15 protein-coding genes and 2 pseudogenes are annotated in these 18276 nt (G+C 66.6%); 9 read left to right on the top strand and 8 right to left on the bottom strand.

Translation table 11 applies throughout. The features are described from left to right. Window positions 1-27: 27 nt before the first annotated feature. The 4 genes and pseudogenes from QUE33_RS08835 to QUE33_RS08820 all read right to left on the bottom strand — a co-directional run bounded on the left by QUE33_RS08835 (window position 28) and on the right by QUE33_RS08820 (window position 4635). Window positions 28-1272 (bottom strand): glycosyltransferase, encoded by a 1245-nt coding sequence (locus tag QUE33_RS08835; RefSeq protein ID WP_286299232.1) that lies wholly within the window; start codon window positions 1270-1272, stop codon window positions 28-30. Then, window positions 1272-1726, bottom strand: a pseudogene (locus QUE33_RS08830) (FAD synthase family protein). The gene QUE33_RS08835 and the pseudogene QUE33_RS08830 overlap by 1 nt, the downstream one beginning before the upstream one ends. A gap of 176 nt (window positions 1727-1902) precedes the next feature. Continuing rightward, window positions 1903-3432, bottom strand: a complete 1530-nt coding sequence (locus QUE33_RS08825; RefSeq protein WP_286299231.1) for a sugar transferase — start codon at window positions 3430-3432, stop codon at window positions 1903-1905. Window positions 3433-4347: 915 nt separating this feature from the next. After that, entirely contained in the window at window positions 4348-4635 is a 288-nt protein-coding gene (locus QUE33_RS08820; protein WP_286299230.1) for a hypothetical protein, read from the bottom strand. Window positions 4636-4749: 114 nt separating this feature from the next. Here QUE33_RS08820 and QUE33_RS08815 point away from each other — a divergent pair, with 114 nt between their 5' ends. Then, on the top strand, window positions 4750-5862 hold the full coding sequence (locus QUE33_RS08815; RefSeq protein ID WP_286299229.1) for a DUF4012 domain-containing protein: 1113 nt from the start codon (window positions 4750-4752) through the stop codon (window positions 5860-5862). Window positions 5863-5889: 27 nt separating this feature from the next. On the opposite strand, the gene QUE33_RS08810 is transcribed toward QUE33_RS08815, so the two are convergent. Continuing rightward, complete coding sequence (locus QUE33_RS08810) at window positions 5890-6336, bottom strand: GtrA family protein (RefSeq protein WP_286299227.1); 447 nt, start codon at window positions 6334-6336, stop codon at window positions 5890-5892. Window positions 6337-6397: 61 nt separating this feature from the next. Between QUE33_RS08810 and QUE33_RS08805 the strand changes: the two genes are divergently transcribed. From QUE33_RS08805 to QUE33_RS08795, 3 genes are read left to right on the top strand one after another with little or no spacing between them, the layout of a single operon-like run. Further along, window positions 6398-7180 (top strand): glycosyltransferase family 2 protein, encoded by a 783-nt coding sequence (locus tag QUE33_RS08805; protein WP_286299225.1) that lies wholly within the window; start codon window positions 6398-6400, stop codon window positions 7178-7180. Then, window positions 7177-8250 carry a hypothetical protein gene (locus QUE33_RS08800; protein WP_286299223.1) on the top strand — a complete coding sequence of 358 codons (1074 nt, stop codon included), beginning with the start codon at window positions 7177-7179 and terminating at the stop codon, window positions 8248-8250. Before QUE33_RS08805 ends, QUE33_RS08800 begins: the two co-directional genes overlap by 4 nt. Continuing rightward, window positions 8202-8648: a hypothetical protein gene (locus QUE33_RS08795; protein ID WP_286299221.1), complete on the top strand. Its 447-nt coding sequence runs from the start codon at window positions 8202-8204 to the stop codon at window positions 8646-8648. The genes QUE33_RS08800 and QUE33_RS08795 overlap by 49 nt, the downstream gene beginning before the upstream one ends. Window positions 8649-8832: 184 nt before the next feature. On the opposite strand, the gene QUE33_RS08790 is transcribed toward QUE33_RS08795, so the two are convergent. Together QUE33_RS08790 and QUE33_RS08785 are read right to left on the bottom strand one after the other, a co-directional pair. Further along, window positions 8833-10278 carry a tyrosine-protein kinase domain-containing protein gene (locus tag QUE33_RS08790; protein ID WP_286299219.1) on the bottom strand — a complete coding sequence of 482 codons (1446 nt, stop codon included), beginning with the start codon at window positions 10276-10278 and terminating at the stop codon, window positions 8833-8835. A 64-nt stretch (window positions 10279-10342) separates the two neighbouring features. Beyond that, window positions 10343-10876, bottom strand: a complete 534-nt coding sequence (locus QUE33_RS08785) for a CpsD/CapB family tyrosine-protein kinase (protein WP_286299218.1) — start codon at window positions 10874-10876, stop codon at window positions 10343-10345. On the opposite strand from QUE33_RS08785, the gene QUE33_RS08780 reads away from it, so the two are divergent. Beyond that, complete coding sequence (locus QUE33_RS08780) at window positions 10875-11474, top strand: hypothetical protein (RefSeq protein ID WP_286299216.1); 600 nt, start codon at window positions 10875-10877, stop codon at window positions 11472-11474. The two genes, QUE33_RS08785 and QUE33_RS08780, sit on opposite strands and share 2 nt — an antisense overlap. Before the next feature lie 27 nt (window positions 11475-11501). On the opposite strand, the pseudogene QUE33_RS16145 reads toward QUE33_RS08780, so the two are convergent. Further along, a pseudogene (locus QUE33_RS16145) lies at window positions 11502-11858 on the bottom strand (Wzz/FepE/Etk N-terminal domain-containing protein); the annotation flags it as partial. Between QUE33_RS16145 and QUE33_RS08775 the strand changes: the two are divergent. The 4 genes from QUE33_RS08775 to QUE33_RS08760 all read left to right on the top strand — a co-directional run bounded on the left by QUE33_RS08775 (window position 11820) and on the right by QUE33_RS08760 (window position 18275). Next, entirely contained in the window at window positions 11820-13037 is a 1218-nt protein-coding gene (locus tag QUE33_RS08775; protein ID WP_286299214.1) for a hypothetical protein, read from the top strand. The pseudogene QUE33_RS16145 and the gene QUE33_RS08775 overlap by 39 nt on opposite strands. Before the next feature lie 89 nt (window positions 13038-13126). Then, entirely contained in the window at window positions 13127-15016 is a 1890-nt protein-coding gene (locus tag QUE33_RS08770; protein WP_286299212.1) for a polysaccharide biosynthesis protein, read from the top strand. Beyond that, on the top strand, window positions 15013-17109 hold the full coding sequence (locus QUE33_RS08765) for an NAD-dependent epimerase/dehydratase family protein (protein ID WP_286299210.1): 2097 nt from the start codon (window positions 15013-15015) through the stop codon (window positions 17107-17109). The genes QUE33_RS08770 and QUE33_RS08765 overlap by 4 nt, the downstream gene beginning before the upstream one ends. Beyond that, window positions 17106-18275 carry a glycosyltransferase family 4 protein gene (locus tag QUE33_RS08760; RefSeq protein WP_286299208.1) on the top strand — a complete coding sequence of 390 codons (1170 nt, stop codon included), beginning with the start codon at window positions 17106-17108 and terminating at the stop codon, window positions 18273-18275. Before QUE33_RS08765 ends, QUE33_RS08760 begins: the two co-directional genes overlap by 4 nt. Window position 18276: the final 1 nt, after the last annotated feature.

Raw genomic sequence — 18276 nt, 5'->3', positions numbered from 1 at the left:
GACCTGAGAGATCGGGCCGTGCGCGGCTCAGGCCCGCACGGCCACCTCACGGGGTGCCACGCTGGCGAGGGTGCGTTCGAAGGCGTCGACTGCGGCATCGGGAGTGAGGTGCGCGGCACGGTACGCGCGCCCCGCGGCGCCGAATGCGGCGGCCATGCCAGGATGATCGGACAGTTCCTCGATTGCGTCGACGAGGGCCCCGGGGTCGCCGGCCGGCACCACCGGGCCGGCGCCGGATGCGAGGATCTCGTCGTGAGTGGTACTCGATGCATCCACGGCGGCGACGACCGGCAGGCCCGTCGCGAAATAAGTGGTGAGCTTGCTCGGCACCGACATCTCCGTCAGGCCAGGGCGCTCGTTGGCGAGCAGCACGTCGGCGGCCGCGAGCGTCTCGAGAAAGCGCTCGTCGGGCAGAGGGTCGACGAACTGCAGACGCGGGTCACCGCCGAGCGACTCCAGGTGGGTACGCTGATTGCCGTCGCCGAGCAGCACGAAACGCACGCGCGATCCGCGGCGCGTCGCTTCCCGCGCGGCGTGCACGACATTCTCCAGCCCCTGTTTCGCGCCCATGGCGCCGGCATGCAGCACGATGATCTCGTCGTCGCCCCAGCCCATCCGCTGTCGGGTCGCCGCGCGTGCGGCACTGCTCACATCGGGAACGTGAGACCAGTTGCGCACGACATCGATCGGTGTGCTGGTTCCGACGTCCTCCTGGAACATCCTGCGGAAGCGATCGTGGATCACGACCACACGCGTGGCGGTGTCTGCCAGGCTGCGCTCCACGCGCGCGACAGCACGTGAGCCTGCTCCATCTGATGCCTGACCGACACCGAGCGTGTAGATGTCCTGCACCCACACGATCACGGGCAGACCCTGCAATCGCGCACGCAGGGCGACCAGGCGTGATGCGAAGAGCGCCGGAGAGACCACGACAACCACGCTCGGGCTGTTCCAGTGCGAGAAGAGGGCACGGATGCCGAACGTCACCTCGAACAGCGCACGGCGCAGGCTGCCGGGCCGGCGTGGGATGTAGTGGTGCACCCGCGTGATCGTCACGCCCTCGGCATCCGTGCGCCGCGGCAGAGTCGCATGCTCTTCGGGAATCCGCCACCACGGGTAGTGCGGATACGAGGTGATCACACCCACTCGATGACCGCGCTTGGCCAGGCCCTGCGCCATGCCGGTGGTGTACGGGCTGATCCCGGTCGGCTCGGGTGCGTAGTTGACGCCGATGAACAGCACCTGGCCGTCGGGGGCGGTGATCGTGCTCATCAGTGCGACACCGCCGGGGCACCGCTGTCGGCATCGGCGGTGATCAGGTCCAGGGCGCGGCGCAGCGCGGTGCTGGAGGTGTGCACGGTGTACGGGAAGTACACGACTTCCACGCCGATGGCCGCGAACTCCCGCTCCAGGCGCAGGCCCTTCTGGGTGCCGCGCCAGTCGTCGCCCTTGAAGAAGTGCGTGAAGTGCAGCTGCTCCCACGCCGACATCTTGTCGGGCTGCGTCTCGATGTACACGTCGTCGACGAAAGAGATGTGCCGTACGATCTCGGCGCGCTCTGCCGTCGGGATGACGGGGTCGACCCCTTCACCTGCCGGAGCATCTCATCGCTGACAACGCCGGCGATGAGCACGTCGCAGTGCTGCTTCGCGTGCCGGAGGATGTTCAGATGTCCGACGTGGAACAGGTCGAATGCCCCTGCGGCGTAGCCGATGCGAGTCCCCATGATCTCCCCAGATCTTCTCTTCTGTCGATGTCGATGTTTCGGTTCTTCTGCCGGGTCAGGGCGAGAGGACCCGCAGCCATGGCTCCGCTGGGGCTGAGGGAACCGGGGCAACGGAGTTGTTCATGACTGCGGGTCCGTTCTTGGGGGCCCCTGATAGGGGCCGGGTCGGGCGGGTTTCAGTAGGCACCGGCAGGCCGTACCATCACTCGTGCCGTGCGCCACATGATCTGCAGGTCGTTCATGACAGACCAGTTCTCGACGTAGCGCAGATCGAGGCGCACGCTCTCGTCCCAGCTCAGATCGCTGCGGCCCGAGACCTGCCACAGGCCGGTGATCCCCGGCTTGACGTACAGCCGCCGTGAGACGCTCCCGTCGTATCCGGTCACCTCTCGGGGCAGGGGCGGGCGAGGTCCGACCACGCTCATCTCGCCCATCAGCACGTTCCAGAACTGCGGCAGCTCGTCGAGCGACAGCCTGCGCAGGACACGACCGACCCTGGTCACCCGTGGATCGTCCTTCATCTTGAACAGCAGGCCGGCGCCCTCGTTCTGCGCAGTGAGCGCGACCAGCTGCCGCTCGGCATCCGGGCGCATCGAACGGAACTTGATCATGCGGAACAGCTGCCCGTCGCGCCCGACGCGCTCCTGCAGGAAGAACACCGGACCGCGACTGTCGAGCTTGATGATCAGCGCGATCAGAGGAGTGACCAGCGCGATCGGCACGAGGGCGCAGGCAGCGACGATGATGTCGAGTGCTCGCTTGAGCAGGTGCCGCCCTCCGCTGTACGTCGGGATCTGCACGTGGATGAGGGGCAGCCCGTCGACCGGCGCGAACGACAGCCGCGGCCCGGCCACATCGATCAGCCTGTTCGACAGCACCAACTCGGCGGCGGTGCCCTCGAGCTGCCAGCTGAGATGCTTGACGAAGTCCGGCTCTCCGGCAGGGTGGCTGGCGACGATGATCGTGTCGGCGCCGAGTTCAGCGGCGGTGTCGGCCACATCGTGCATGCTGCCGAGCACCGGTACCCGCAGGCCGTGCGGGCCGAGATTCGGCACACTGCGATCGAGCACGGTCGCGCCGACGACGGTGTACTCGGAGGTGCCGTGCGGTCGCAGTGTGCGCAGCACGTAGTCGACATCGTCGTAGTTGCCGACGACGAGTGTGCGCGAGACGTAGCGTCCCTGCTCACGCTGCGCGGTGAGCCAGCGCCGCCAGCCCCAGCGGGTGGCGATGAGAGCGAGCAGTCCGATCGGCAACGCAACCAGCAGTGCCTGCTGGGCGTCCCAACCGATCAGCACATCGGCGACGGCGGCGATGCCGAAGGTGAACCCGGTGGCGTGCGCCACAGCCCGGAACTCGCTCGCGGTGGAGCGGAAGGGCACGCCATCACGAGCGCGGGTGCCGCTGAGCAGGGCGTACCAGAGCACACAGAGCAACGCTCCGTGGCCGGCCGTGTCCAGCAGAGCGGCTCCCGCGCTCGCTTGGATGCCGACGGTGAGTGCGATCGCGAAGGCGACCACTCCCGCATCCGACAGACGCAGACGCATGCGGTAATGGCGCTCCCAGCGCCGCCGATGCTCCAGCGTCGATGTTGCGCGCGGTGCAACGACTGTGTCGTTGACCGCGCGCAATGCTCGTGGAGCGGTGACGGTGCCGAAGCCCGTACCGCTTCGGGTCAGTTCCAGAACCTCTTCTACCGAAGTCATTCCAGAACTCCACGAGCAGTGGATGTGCGCAAACCCCAGTGCGACATACCTTCCCCAGTTTTCCCCAGCACCCGCGACGCTTGCGCGCCCCGGGAGTATGCGAACGTGCCGACCCCTCGGCACTGTCGACGCCGTGATCCCACATCACGGTGCAGCTGCCGTTCATTCGGCAGTGCGGTCGACGGTCACTGCAGGCGAACGCAATGCGTCCTGCAGTCGGCGGACTCAGCTCAACGGTGGTGGTACACCGGGTGGTCGACGCCCCATGTGCGGCAGTGAACGTCCGACATGCATCATGTCGGATCGTGTTACACGAACACGTCTGCGCTCTTGCATGATCTCCCCAGATCCATAATCCCCATTTTGCGAACGGCCCCCGCTCGCAGTCACGACGCCCCAGCGTCGTTTCGGTGAGTTTATCCCGGTTGGGTGCGGGTGCCAAGCATTTTCTGACATTTGTTGCACAGTGCGTAGACCTACGATGGAGATCATGACCACCCGAGCCGAACGCCGTGCTGAGCGCGAGCGACAGCAGGAGTCGGATTTCGAGCGGTTTAAGGAAGTGTTCACTGCGAGTACGTCCGACGACGGCGACGATGGGCCGCCGCGCCGCCCGCTGCTGCGCAGCTTCCGGTTCTGGATTCCCATCAGCATCCTGCTCATCGTCATCGCGGTCGTGGTGGTCGGCACGCTGGTCGGCCTGCACGTGTTCGACCGGGCGATGTCGGCGAAATCCTCGCTCGAGAAGGCGATGCCGCTGGCATCGCAGGCAGCCGACGCCATCCTCGCCGGCGACAACGCCAAGGCGAAGGAGCTGACGGCCGAACTCGCCGCGCTCACCGCCGATGCACGCACGCAGACGGATGACGACGTCTGGAAGAGCATCGAATGGACGCCGATGGCCGGGCCCAACCTCTATGCGGTGCGCACCGCCGCCGCGGTGACCGACGATCTGGTGCGCGATGCGCTCACTCCCGCCACCGACCTGTCGTTGTCGGCGCTCAAGCCGAAGGACGGTGCGATCGACCTGGCAGGCATCGACATGATGCAGGACGTGATCGCCCAGGCCTCTGTCGCGGTCACCGCCGCCTCGGCGCGGCTGGACACGATCGAGACCGACGCCCTGATCCCGCAGGTCAGCGGCGCCCTCGGCAAGCTCACCGGCGTGGTCGATGAGCTCGAGCCGATGCTGGGACCGGCCACAGAGATCCTCGATGTGCTGCCGAACGCCCTCGGTGCCGAGTCACCCAAGCATTACCTGCTGATGTTCCAGAACAACGCCGAGTCGCGGGGAGCGGCGGCAACCCCGCTGCACTGGTGCGCATCGACGTCGACAAGGGGAAGATCGAGATCGGCGAACAGGCCTCCAGCGCGGACTTCAAGAACGGGCGCACCAAGCCCGTCACCACGCTGGAGCCTGAGACAGCCGCGCTGTACGGCGACAAGATCGGTCGCTACATACAGGATTCCACCCTCACGCCCGACTTCCCAGAGACGGCGGGGATCGTCCGTGCCTGGTGGGCGGAGGCGTTCGCCACTCCGATCGACGGAGTGGTGTCGTTCGATCCGGTCGCACTCGGCTATCTGCTCAAGGCGACCGGACCCGCCGAGGTGCCCGACGAGACGGTCGAGGTGCTCGGTCGCACGATCCACGTGCTCAAGCAGCCACTCACCCTCACCGCCGACAACGCGGTGGCCTTCCTGCTGAAGGACGTGTATGACCAGTACACGATTCCGGCCCAGCAGGACGCCGTGTTCGCCCTGTCGACGCACGCGATCTTCGACGCGCTGACCTCGGGCAAGGCCGAGCCGAAGGCGCTGCTGGAGAGCCTGACCCGGGCCGTGGACGAGGGACGGCTGATGTATCAGCCCTCGGATGACGAGCAGGCGAAGTTGATCGGCGAATCTCGGCTGTCGGGACGGATGCCGACGAGCAACGCCGACACGACCATGGTCGGCGCCTATGTGAACGATTTCACCGAGGGCAAGCTCGACTACTATCTGCAGCTCGACATGGCCGCGACCTCCACGCAGTGCTCGGCACCCGAGAAGCCGACCTTCGAGGTGAGTGCGACGATCACGAACACACTTGACGACCAGCAGGCGGCCGACCTGCCGCGTTACGTCGCTCCGGCCCGCTACTTCAAGAAGGGCGTCATCGCGACGAACCTGGTCGTGTACGGTCCGGTCGGCGCCACGGTGACGAAGGTGCTGGTCGACGGCAAAGAGGTGAAGGCGACCGCCAAGCCGCATCTGGGCCGCAATGCGGTGATGGTGCCGCTGCAGAACAAGCCTGGGCAGAAGCACGCTCTCACCGTGCAGTACGAGGGCGCGGCAGGGGAATACGGCCCATTCGAGGTGCGGCACACGCCGATGGTGCGGCAGACGCCGGTGAGCATCGACGCCCCGGGTTGCATGACGACGGACTGAGCCATCTGGTGGGCAGCAGGTCAGACCTCAGCGCTTGGCGCCGCTGACGCGGAACACCAGCCAGTGGTACAGCGCGAAGCGCACGAGCACCACGATGGCGATGCTCGCGAGGTTCACGATGTTCACCGCGAAGGGACCTGCGGGGCGCTCCAGAACGGCACCGACCGCCTGCACCCCGGCCCACAGCAGCAGCGCGCCCAGGCCCGTGCAGGCGGCGTTGGTGAGCCCGAACAGCACCAGCTCGTTGACTCGTCCGCGGCGGTCGCGGTGCCGGAACGTCCATTCCCGGTTGCCGATATAGGCGTTGATCAGGGCAACGAGTGAGGCGATGATCTTGCCCCATACGACGTCGACGCCCAGAGCGTACACGAGAAGGTTGAAGACGCCGATCTCGATCAGGGTGCTGATCGCGCCGACAATGAGGAAGCGACTCCCGACCGAGGCGAGTCGCCGCAGTCGCGGGTGAATTCTCATGGCTCCATTAGAATACTGGGGAGTGGGGCCACACCGCTCCCGACGTACCGTGAGGACCCGCGTGTCAGTACCCCATCTCGCCATCGTGATGCCCGCCTACAACGAGGCGGAGGGCATTCGAGGGTTCATCGAAGAGATCCGTGAGCACGTCGCACCGCTGGCCGGGCGGGTCACCTTCGTCGTCGCCGACGACCGTTCGACGGATGCCACGGTCGCCGCGCTGACGGGCATCGATGACGTTCAGGTGCAGCCGCAGCCGGCCAATCGCGGCCACGGCCCAACGGCCCTGGCGGCATACCGGGCCGGGCTCGCGCTGCAGCCCGACCTGCTGGTGCATGTCGACGGCGACGGCCAGTTCGTCGGCCCCGACTTCGTGCGCCTGATCCTGGGGATCGAGAGCACGGGGGCGGACGTCGTGCACGGTGTGCGGCACAGTCGCACCGACCCGTGGTATCGCCGTGCGCTGACCGGGGCGGTGGGCCTTCTGGTCGCCGCCACCGCCGGCCGGCGGGTGCCCGATGTGAACACTCCGATGCGCGCCTACCGTCCTGACGCCCTGCGGGTGCTCGCGGAGGCCGTTCCGGCCGACGCGCTCGTGCCGCACGTGCACTTCTCGCTCGCCGAAGCGCGCGGCGGGTTCGCCGTGCGCTACGTCGCCGTGCGCAGCATCCCACGCCGCGGTGCGTCCACGAGCGGCACGATGTGGGGCGGGGGCGTGAAGGCGCTGGTTCCCCCACCCCGGCTGCGCAGGTTCGCCGCTGACGCGCTGCGTGAGGTCTGGCGACTCTCGCTGCGCCCCGGAGCTCCGCTGCGCAGCATCCGATTCGAGAATCAGCGCGCATGAGGCTCACCCGCACGATCGCATTCTGGTTGCTGGCGGCTGCGCTGCTCGCCTGCCACGTGATCGTGATCCAGCACAGCCTCGGCGCCCGGCTCTGGGAGGATGAGGCGTTCAACCTCACCGTTCCCCGCAACCTGCTCGCCGGGCTCGGCTATGCCAGCGACGGTGCGCTGTCGGGATCGACGATCACTCTGTTCGATCCGCGCATCTCCACCGGGCCCACAGTGCTGCTGCCCGTAGCGGCCGTGCTCGCCTTCGGCGCCGATCCGGTGATCGGCGCGCGGATGGTGCCGCTGGCCTTCTGGGTGGCGCTGATCGCGGGTCTGGCCGTTCTCGGTCGTCGCACGGCCGGCCTATGGGCGGCGCTGGTCGCCGCGGCGGTGCCGCTGGCGTTTAACGGGCTGGGCAGTGTCTCGCCGATTCAGGGGCCCACCGATCTGCTCGGCGAGATTCCGGCGGCGGCACTGCTGGTGTGGGCCCTGGTCGTGCTGCCCCGCCGTGCATGGCTGGCGGGGCTGCTGGTCGGCCTGGCGGTGCAGGCGAAGCTGATCGCGCTGCTGGCGCTGCCCGGGTTCGCGGTGGCGCTGTGGGTCCTCGCACCGGGGCGCGGCTGGCAGCGGATCGTGCAGACGCTGAAGCGGTCGTGGCTGCCGCTGGTGCTGGTGGGCACGCCCACCTTGCTGGTGGAGATCGCCGCGCTCGTCTCGATGGGACCGGCGGCGTTCGTCGATCACCTGCGCGGGCTGGCATGGTTCGTGCGGGGCGGCGGGCAGCATGTCGCACCGACCACCGTGCTGCAGAAGATCGAGACGCTCGCCGGCGCCTGGTTCGTGCCGCCGTGGGTGGCGATCGCGACGGCGGTGCTGTGCCTGCTGTTGATCGCGGCCGGGCTGCTGTCGGCCCGCGGGGAGTGGAGCAGAGGTCGGATGCCGAGAAGCAGCCCCTCATGCTCATCGCGGGATCGGTCGCGGGCGCGCTCGCCTTCGTCGGCTGGTGGTCGACGGCTGCGCACACACCGCTGTGGGTGCGGCATCCGGCGGCCGGGGTGCTCGCGTTCTTCCCTGTTCTCGTGATCGGAGCGGTGTGGGCCGCGCGGGCACTGCTCGAGCGCGTCGCCGTACGTGGCGCCGTCCGGGGCGCATCGGCAGGCGTGCTCGTGGCGCTGCTGAGCGCGTCGCTGGCGTGGAGTGTGACCGGGCATGTGCAGCAGACCACGCTGCCACGCTCGGAGACGCTGGCCACGCAGCGGGTGGATGTCGGGCCGATCAGAGACTGGGTGCAACTGACCGGCACCGAATGGCTGGCGGCGAACCCGTGGGGTGCGGCGATTGCGCCGATCGTGCTGTCGGGCGCGCACGTGGGCCTCTTCGATGCTCCGGCGATGGCCGGGACTCCGCAGCTGACGGGCAAGTCGTGCGACACGCAGACCCTGGTCGAGGGCTCGCGTTACCGGGTGTGCGCGGCGCCCTGAGCCTCGCTCCGTGGTCTTCTGGGCGCCCTGTGCCTCGCTCCCCGGTCTTCTGGGCGCCCTGAGCCTCGCTCCCCAGCCTTCAGGTGGCGCGTATTGCTGTGTCCGGGGTGTGGGATGCGGCGTGTTGCGCCACCTGAACGATGGTGACGTGCGCTGACGCCAAGGGTGTGCAGTCCGGCGCGGATCAGGCCCGGGTCTTCGCCACCGACCGCCGCTTCGGCTGAGCCTGTGCCGTGCTGATCTCGGGTTCGGCCTGCTCGGCGATGTGCGTCGAGCCGTACGTGTAGCTGCCGTAGCCGTAGCTGTCGGGACCCTTGGTGGGCAGCATCGTGACGACGGTGCCCAGCAGGTTCACGCCGGCGGTCTCCAGGCTGCGCACGGCGCCGGTGAGCTCCTGCTTCTTCGTCTTGCCGGATGCTGCGACCAGGATGATGCCGCGGGTCTTCTTGCCGATCACGGCGGCGTCGGTGACCAGCAGCAGCGGCGGTGCGTCGATCAGCACGTAGTCGAAGTATTCGCCGAGCGGCTGCAGCACTTGGGTCATCGCAGCCGAGCCCAGCAGCTCGCTGGGGTTCGGCGGGATGCGGCCGCTGGTCAGCACGAACAGCTCGTTCTTGCCCCACTTCTGCAGCGCGTCGGCGACGTCGACGCGTCCGATGAGCACGTCGGTCAGGCCGACGCCGCCCTCCAGGCCCATGTAGTCGGCGATTCGCGGCAGGCGCAGGTCGCCGTCGATCAGCGCCACCCGGGCGCCGGTCTCGGCCAGGGCGATCGCCAGGTTCGCCGTGGTGGTCGACTTGCCCTCACCTGGCCCTGCGCTCGAGACGACGAAGATGCGAGGTCCGCCTTCGACGTCGAGGAACTGCAGGTTGGTGCGCAGGGTGCGGAACGACTCCGCTCGCGGGCTGCGCGGGTCGGCGTGCACGATCAGCGGACGCTTGGGTGCTTCAGGGTCGAAGGCGATGCCGCCGAGCATCGGCTGGTCGGTGATGTCCTCGATGTCGTGCATGGTGTGGATGCGTGTGTCGAGCACGGTGCGCAGCATCGCGATGCCGACGCCGAGCGCCAAGCCGAGCAGTCCGCCGAGAATGATCAGCATCCGCACGTTCGGGCTGGCCGCCGCCGTCGGCGCGACCGCGGGCTCGGTGATCGTCACGCGCACCGGGCTGGCGACGTCTTCTGCTGCCGGCTGCTCGAGGGTGCTCTGCACCACGTTCGTGAAGCTGTCGGCCACTGCATTCGCGAGCTTTGCGGCCTGATCCGCATCCCCGTCGGTGACAGAGATGCCGATCAGCACGGTGTTCAGCGGCGTAGTGGCCGACACCTTCGGGGCCAGAGCCGAGACGGTGGTGTCCAGGCCGAGCTCGTCGATCACGGGGTCGAGTACCAGGGCGGTGTTGACCACGTCGACGTAGCTGGTCACCATCTGCCGGGCGAAGGTGGTGCCCTGCACCAGCTCGCCGGTGGCCGCGCCCTCAGTGCGCACCGAGACGTACAGCTGGGTGGAAGCCACGTACTTGGGGGCCTGTAATGCCGCGTACCCAGCGCCGCCGATGAGACCCAGCACGAGAAGGATCAGGATCAGGATCCAGTTCTTGTGCAGGATGCGGACATAGTCGCGAAGCTCCACCGGGCTCTTCTCCTCAAAGGTCAGACAGTAAACGATTCTCACACACGACCGGTCTCGGCCGCGGTCACACTTTCGTGGGCACTCCGTAGCCGTAGGTGCCGTAGGCGGTCTTATCGGCGCCGTGGATCGGCAGCATCGAGACGACGGTGCCCAGCACCGTGCCGTCGGCGGAGTCGATGCGTGCAGCGGCAGCGGTCAGGTTGTCGATCGTGGTCGCTTCGGCGGCCGCGACCAGCAGCATCCCGGTGGTCAGACGCGATAGCACGGCGGCATCGGTGACCGGCAGCACCGGCGGCGCATCGATGATCACGACGTCGAACGCGGCCTTCAGATCCTCGACGAGTGCAGCCATCGCGTCGGAGCCGAGCAGTTCGGCCGGATTGGGCGGAGTGGTGCCCGCCGGCAGCAGGAACACCGTGCCGCGACCCCAGCGCTGCATCACGTCGCTCACCACGACGCGGCCGATCAGCACATCGCTCAGACCGATCCCGCCTTCGATGCCGAACAGGCCCGCCACGCGTGGTTTGCGCAGATCGGCATCGACCAGCGCCACACGGTAGCCAGATTCTCCGAGGGCGATGGCCAGGTTGCCGGCCATGGTCGACTTCCTCACCGGGGCCGGCGCTGGTGACGGCGAAGACTCCGGTGCCGGTCTGCGGGAACAGGAATCGCACGTTCGTGCGCAGGCTGCGGAAGGCCTCGGCACGCGGGTCCCGTGGCGCGTGCGCGACGATCAGCGGACGGTCGGATGCTTTCGGGTCGAAGGTCACGCCGCCCAGCACGGGAGCGGCGACCGCCTTCTCGACATCGCTGAGCGTACGGATGCGGCGATCGAGCACCGCGCGCAGCAGCGCGATCCCGACTCCTGCCGCGAAGCCGAGCAGGGTGCCGAGCACGAGCGAGAGGCGCAGGTTGGGTGCCACCGGTTTCGTCGGGACGGTGGCCGGCTGCACGGTGACGATGCGGATGCTGTACGACGTCGCCTGCTCGCGCTTCTCGAGCTGACCGGTGATGACCGAGGCGAAGCTGTCGCCGATCGCGTTGGCGATGCGAGCCGCCTGGCCGGGATTGGCGTCGCTGACCGTCGCGGTGATCAGCACGCCGCGGGTGGCCAGGCTCGTCGACACCTTGCCGCCCAGCTGCGCCGCCGTCAGGTCGAGACCCAGGTCGTCGATCACGGGCTGCAGCACCAGTGAGCTGGTCAGCACACTGCGGTAGCTCTCGGCCACCTGCTGCGCGTAGCTGTTGGCCTGGTTCAATTCGACCGGAGTCGATGACGCACCGGTGTCGACAGCAACCATCAGCTGGGTCGACGCCTCGTAGCGCTGCGGCGTCACCACGCCGACGATCGCGCCGCTGCACAGACCGATCACGGTCGCCGCGATCACGACGATGAGGTTTCGTCGCAGAACGCGGAGGAAGTCACGCAGATCCACGCGGGCTCCTGGAGGGGATCGGATGCGGGAGACGACCTCCCGACTATCCTCTAAGTTACCCGGTTGTTCGACTCGACCACGGCACCGGCACGACAGGAAGCCCTGATGACCACACTCGACGACCTCTTCCCCGACGGCAAGCATCGGCCCGGTGCGCACGCCGTCGCAGACGATCACCACACCGTGCGGCGCCTGGACGAGCTGTTCGGCGACCGTCGCACCGACCTCGAGCGCACCCACCGGGCGTCCGCCCGCCCGGCGCTGATCGCGATGGTCAACAGTGCCGCTGCAGATGCCACGTCGCTGCCGGAGGCGCCGCAGACTCCGCACTCGACGCCGCGCCATCGCCGCCGTCGCATCGATGTCGTGAATGTCGCGGCGGCGGGGCTCGCCGTCGTCGCCGTCGTCGCCGCAGGCGTGATGGGCGGTGTGCAGATCGCGACCGCAAGCCCTGCATCCGACGCCCTTCACGTGCTCTCGGCAGATGAGAAGACGATCGAGAGCGCGACCGCCGGACTGGAGGCGGCACACAGCCGTCTGATCGACGCGATCGCCGACGCCGACGCCGCCGCCGAGGCGCTACGCCCGGCGCTGCAGCAGGTGCGCGAGGCGACGGATCCGGCGGACATCCCCGAGGGATGGGCCGATGCTCCGGAGGATGCCGGGACCATTCCGATCGCCGACGGCAAGGCGCTCGACACGGTGCTGGCGGCCATCGACACGTACCAGAAGGAGCTGGCTGCATTCACCGTGCCCGAGCTTCCGGCGGTATACACGCCCAGCAATGTCGACTCGGAGTCGCTGACCGAGGTCGCCGCGGCCATCGACGCCGCACAGCTGCAGCTGAATGCGATCGATCGCAGCAGTGCGGAAGTGCGCACCGTGCGGACGGCGGTCGACGCCCGTGCGGCGACGTTCGCCGGTCAGGTCAGCGCGTTCGCGGCCACCTTCCCCGGTGTGGCAAAGGGCGTCATCGAGCAGCATCCGGATGCGGAGCAGGAGCTGAAGGACGCAGTGACGGCAGCTGCTGCCGCCGTGTCCGGTGCCGATCTATTGACCGCTGACGGGGCGGCCACTCTGCCCGCGTACCGCGATGCTGTCGTCGCGGTGGTGGCGGATCAGGTCGCGGCTGATCGACAGCGGGAGCGCGAGGAGCAGGAAGCGCGCGAGCGCGCGGAGCGTGAGGAGCGCGAGCGGCAGCAGTGGCGGCCGCCGAGCTCGCAGGAACCTGACCCTGGCGAGACGACCGCTCCACCGGCAGACCCGGACGACTCCGGTGACTCCGGTGACTCGGACGATCAGCCGGCACCGCCAGAGGGCTGATCCGCGCATCCCGTCCTGGAATCTGTGAATCGTATGGGAACATTGACGGGGATCGGGGGATCCTCCATCGATAGAAAGCAGTTCAACGCATGAAGACTGACCGGACCGACGTTGCAGCGCCCGCGACTGGCGAGATCGCGGTGATGCCGGCGGTGACGGTCGCCCAGCGACGACGACGTGCAGCCGCAGCAGCTGTCGATGCGGTCGCCTGGGGTCTGGGCGTGCTGCTCGCCGTCGCCCTGCGGTTCGAGTTCACCATGCCGCCCCGCGGATGGCTCGCAACCATCGTGCTCGCACTGATCGCCGCAGCGATACAGGTCGCCGTCGGCTACGCGACCAAGCTGTATCGAGGACGGCACACCTACGGGTCTTTCGATGAAGTGCGGTTGCTGAGCATCATCGTCATCGCGATCACCGCAGTGCTTGGTCTGGTTGTCATGGCGGTCGGCAACTTCGTCAGCGTTCCTCGTGGAACGATGTTTCTGGCTGCGCCGTTCGTGCTGCTGCTGATGTTCGGGGTGCGCTACCTGGCCCGGCTCATGCTTGATCGCTCCCGTAAGCCCGGTGACGACGCGGAGCCCGCACTCATCGTTGGCGCCGGCTACATCGCCGACAAGCTGCTGCACAACATCACCACCGACCCGACTTCGCCGATCCGTCCGGTCGGTCTGCTCGACGACGACCCGGCGAAGAAGAACCTGGTGCTGCGCGGGGTACCCGTCGTGGGGCGCACCGCAAAGGTCGCTGAGGCAGTCAAGCGCACGGGCGCCACCATGGTGATCGTCGCCATGACGCAGGCTGACAGCGTCGTCTTGCGTAAGATCAGCGACCGGGCCGAGAGCGCGGGCGCCCGAGTGGCCGTGACGCCCTCTCTGAACGCCCTGATGTCGGGCGAACAGGCGGCCACTGACGTGCGCGATATCAGCATCGAAGACCTCATCGGTCGACACGCTGTCGATACGAACGTCGAACTGATCGCCGGCTATGTCACAGGCAAGCGCGTGCTGGTCACCGGTGCGGGCGGCTCGATCGGTTCGGAGCTGTGCCGTCAGCTGTCGAAGTTCGGGCCTGCCGAGTTGATGATGCTCGACCGTGACGAGACCGGGCTGCAGATCGCCCAGCTAGGTGTTTCGGGTCACGGACTCCTGAACAACCGGGATGTCATCCTGGCGAACATCCGCGATGCCGACGTGATCAACGGCATCTTCGACGACCGCCGCCCCGAGGTGGTCTTCCACGCGGCGGCGCTCAAGCACCTGCCGATGCTGGAGCAGTACCCCGACGAGGGGTGGAAGACGAATGTGCTCGGGTCGCTGAACGTGCTCAACGCCGCGCGTCGGGTCGGCGTGACGCACTTCGTTAATGTGTCGACCGACAAGGCGGCTAACCCCACCAGCGTGCTGGGACACTCCAAGCGCGTCGCCGAGAAGCTCACGGCGTGGGCCGCTCGCGAAACCGGAATGCACTACGTGTCGGTGCGGTTCGGCAACGTGATCGGCAGCCGCGGGTCGATGCTGCCGACGTTCCAGACGCTGATCCGCGAGGGTAAGCCGCTGACCGTCACTCACCCCGAGGCGACGCGCTACTTCATGACCATCCCCGAGGCGTGCCAGCTGGTGATCCAGGCCGGCGGCATCGGGCGGCCCGGCGAGGTGCTGATCCTCGATATGGGTGAGCCGGTGTCGATCCTGGAGGTCGCGAAGCGGATGATCGCGATGTCGGGCAAGAACATCGAGATCATCTTCACCGGACTGCGCCACGGCGAGAAGCTGCATGAGGTGCTGGTGGGGTCGAACGAGGATCTGGAGCGCCCGTTCCACCCGAAGATCTCGCACACGCACGCCGACCCGATCGCCCCGGAGAAATTGGACAAGGCGGGGTGGGAGGCGCGGATGTTCGCTGAGCCTCGCGACAACGACACCTCGATTATCGAGCCCATCAGACTGCCCCCTGCGCAGAATGAGGATTTTGTGCCGTGACATTGACCCTTTTGGCCGTCGCAGTAGCGGCGTTCGGCGTCAGCGGGCTGGCGCCGTTCGTGTTCCGTCCGGCTCTGATCCGGTGGGGTGTCGTGGACGTGCCCAACGAGCGCTCATCCCATTCGACGACGACGCTGAGAGCCGGCGGTCTCGGACCATTGACCGGGTGGATAGTCGGTGTCGGGATCATCACGTTGGTGTTGCCTGACAATCTGTTCGAGCCTCTCATCGTCGGAGTCGCCACGATCGCGTTTGCCGTGCTTGGGTTCGTCGATGACCTCAGGAGTCTTCGGGCCGTACCGCGGTTGCTGACGCAGGTGGCTCTGAGTGTGGTAACTGCCGTGATAGTGGTCGGCGGTGCGCACGGGTGGATTGCCGTCGGGCTGAGCGCGCTGCTCATCGTCGGTTATGTGAACACCACCAACTTCATGGATGGTGTAAATGCACTGTCGGCGATGCATGGTGTCGTGGTCGGGCTCGCATTCGTCGCGGGTGGACTGCTGACCGGTACGCAGTGGCTTAGCTTTGTCGGAGCTGTGATCGCTGCGTCATTCGTCGCCTTCCTGCCGTGGAATCTGCGCACTGCGGGGTTCTTTCTTGGTGACGTGGGCAGCTACGCGCTGGGTGCCTCGATCGCTATCGCTGCTGTGGTCGCGATCGAGGGTGGTGTGCCTCCGTTGCTGGTCCTCGCCCCTATGGCTGTGTACGTCGCCGACACAGTCGCGACGATGGCCCGGCGTCTGCTTCGCGGGGAAAACATCACACATGCGCACAGAACCCACGCATATCAGCGTCTGACAGACACGGGAATGTCACATCTTGCGGCATCGGGGGTGGTGACAGCATTCGCAGTGGCGAACGCGATCATCGGGGTCGTAGTCACCGTAGTGAAGGCGTCGCCATGGGTGGGAGCGCTTGCGATCGCAGTTCTGTGCGCGGTCTACCTGGCAATCCCACGTTGGCGTGGATCACGTCTGCCCTCGACGAAGTTGACTGTTCCTCCGGCGGACGAGATCCGAGCCATCCCCGCAGACGAGGAACACGTCGTTCGTCGATGGGCCGTCGTTGGAGCGAGCGGCTTCGTGGGATCGGCAGTCGTCCAAGAACTGGAGCACCGGGGATACGACATCGTCAAGCTCCATGCGCCACGTCTGACTTATGCAGCTGGGGCAGATCCCGACGTGGGTCGCTGCCTCGAAGCTGCAGCGCCGCATCCTACGGTCGCTGAACTGGCGGAAGCATTGGGCGGTGTGGACGTGGTCGTCAACGCCGCTGGGATGGCGGCTCCGGACTCTGCCGCCGATGAACGACTGTATGGCGCGAATACATTGCTGCCGGCCGTCGTCGCCGAGGCGGCTGCTCGTGCAGGTGTGAAGCGAGTCATACATCTGAGTTCAGCTGCCGTGCAAGGTCGCAGGCCGGAGCTCGACGCCTCGAGTGAAGTGGCACCATTCTCGCCGTACTCGCATTCGAAGGCGCTGGGGGAGAGGGTGCTGTTAGCGATTGCTGCTCGTGATCTGTCGCCGCGGGTTATTATCCTTCGCGCCACTTCGGTGCAGGGGCAGGGACGACGCACGACCGAGCAACTGATCAAGCTCGCGCATTCGCCTCTTGCCAGCGTGGCAGCGTCAGGTAGCGCACAGTCCGTCGTGAGTAGCGTTGCACGTCTCGCGGCCACCGTGGTCGATGTCGGTGCAACTTCGAAAGAGGTGCCGGGGATTGTGCTCCAGCCATGGGAGGGGATGTCTGTGCGCCGCGTGCTGGAAGCCGCCTCAGGACGTGCGCCGAAGAGCCTGCCCGCCTGGCTGTGCCGTTTCATCGTCACGGGTGGGTTTTTCATCGGCCGGGTCGTTCCGCGGCTCTCGGGTCTCAGTCGACGAGTCGAAGTGATGTGGTTTGGTCAGCAGCAGGATCCCGGTTGGAACCAGAAGGTAGTTGTCCGCGAGTCTGTTGAACTCCTTAATATTCTTGCGGGTTCAGGAGGAGGCGTTCGATCTACTGGCGCCAAGCGTCGCAACCTGCGGGATGAAGGACTAGGGTCCCAAAACGCAAGCACGAGCGTAGATCAGGCTGATCGGTGGAGCGACATATGACGGGTGAAACACGCCGAGGAACGGGCAGGCACCGATCCATCGTCCTCGCAGTTACTGTTGATCTTTCGCTCGGTCTGATCGACGGGTTTGCGCACTACCTCGTCGAGTCAGGGTGGGATGTACGCGTCGTGTCTGGGCCCGGCGCTTACGCTGATCGTCTCCGTGATTCAGGAATCCAGCTCCACGAGATCAAGATGTCAAGAGAACCGGATCCCGTACGCGACTTGCGCTCGCTATTAGCGTGGATTCGGATTCTCCGGGAAATTCGTCCGGATGTCATCGTCGCGGGAACGCCGAAAGCCGGTCTGCTGGGCACGATCGCGGCCTGGATAACTCGAGTGCCCGACCGCGTCTACATCGTGAGAGGCCTTCGGCTGGAGACCAGTACAGGCGTGCTGCGTCAAGTGCTGACCGTACTCGAGAAGCTCACCTTCGCTTTGTCGACCCGGGCTCTCTCGGTGGGACCGAGCCTGCGTGACGAGATCCTGCGGTTGAAGCTCACTCGGCCGTCCAAGGTCTGGGTGCTGGGCAAGGGGAGCTCCAATGGCGTCGATATAATGCGATTTGTCCCTCGCCCGGTTCCTGACGAGACTTCTGATTCGTTGCGTGAATCACTCGGTTTGGATCCCGCCTTACCGACGATTGGATTCGTCGGACGGCTAAACCGCGACAAGGGTCTAGACACTCTCAGAGAGGCTTTGCATCTGATCGCTGCGGGGCCCATCAGGCTACAGTTGTTGCTTGTCGGTGGACAGGACGGGGGCGTGCTGTCAGACCAAGAACATGTTGGGGGCAATGTTCGGATTGTCCGGACGGGCCAAGTCCTTGACACGAGTGCGTACTATCCTCTTCTGGATGTCTTCTGCTTACCTACCCGTAGAGAAGGCTTCCCTAACGTTGTCCTCGAAGCGGCAGCGAGTGGTGTGCCGACGATCACGACAGATGCCACCGGGGCTGTTGACTCGGTTGTCGATGGAGTGACGGGCCTGATTGTGAAGACGGACGATCCGAGCGCTCTCGCGGAAGCGATCCTTCAGCTTCTCTCCGATGATGAACTGCGAGCGCGTATGGGGGAGAACGCACGCCGATGGGTGGTTGACGATTTTGACCAGGCAACTGTCTGGAACCGGACAATCGATTTCCTGATGAAAAATAGAGCCTCGTGAG

The sequence above is a fragment of the Microbacterium suwonense genome, from assembly GCF_030296555.1.
Lineage (GTDB): Bacteria > Actinomycetota > Actinomycetes > Actinomycetales > Microbacteriaceae > Microbacterium > Microbacterium suwonense.
The sequence above is the reverse complement of the archived record's forward strand: the minus strand, read 5'-3'. Positions and strand labels throughout refer to the sequence as shown.

Bases quoted from the DNA above. Each gene is read 5' to 3' on its own strand.
- QUE33_RS08825 (WP_286299231.1), bottom strand. From the start codon at position 3,432: ATGACTTCGGTAGAAGAGGTTCTGGAACTGACCCGAAGCGGTACGGGC.
- QUE33_RS08760 (WP_286299208.1), top strand. From the start codon at position 17,106: ATGACGGGTGAAACACGCCGAGGAACGGGCAGGCACCGATCCATCGTC.
- QUE33_RS08785 (WP_286299218.1), bottom strand. From the start codon at position 10,876: ATGGCCGGCAACCTGGCCATCGCCCTCGGAGAATCTGGCTACCGTGTG.
- QUE33_RS08770 (WP_286299212.1), top strand. From the start codon at position 13,127: ATGAAGACTGACCGGACCGACGTTGCAGCGCCCGCGACTGGCGAGATC.
- QUE33_RS08810 (WP_286299227.1), bottom strand. From the start codon at position 6,336: ATGAGAATTCACCCGCGACTGCGGCGACTCGCCTCGGTCGGGAGTCGC.
- QUE33_RS08775 (WP_286299214.1), top strand. From the start codon at position 11,820: ATGACCACACTCGACGACCTCTTCCCCGACGGCAAGCATCGGCCCGGT.
- QUE33_RS08780 (WP_286299216.1), top strand. From the start codon at position 10,875: ATGGTCGACTTCCTCACCGGGGCCGGCGCTGGTGACGGCGAAGACTCC.
- QUE33_RS08835 (WP_286299232.1), bottom strand. From the start codon at position 1,272: ATGAGCACGATCACCGCCCCCGACGGCCAGGTGCTGTTCATCGGCGTC.
- QUE33_RS08800 (WP_286299223.1), top strand. From the start codon at position 7,177: ATGAGGCTCACCCGCACGATCGCATTCTGGTTGCTGGCGGCTGCGCTG.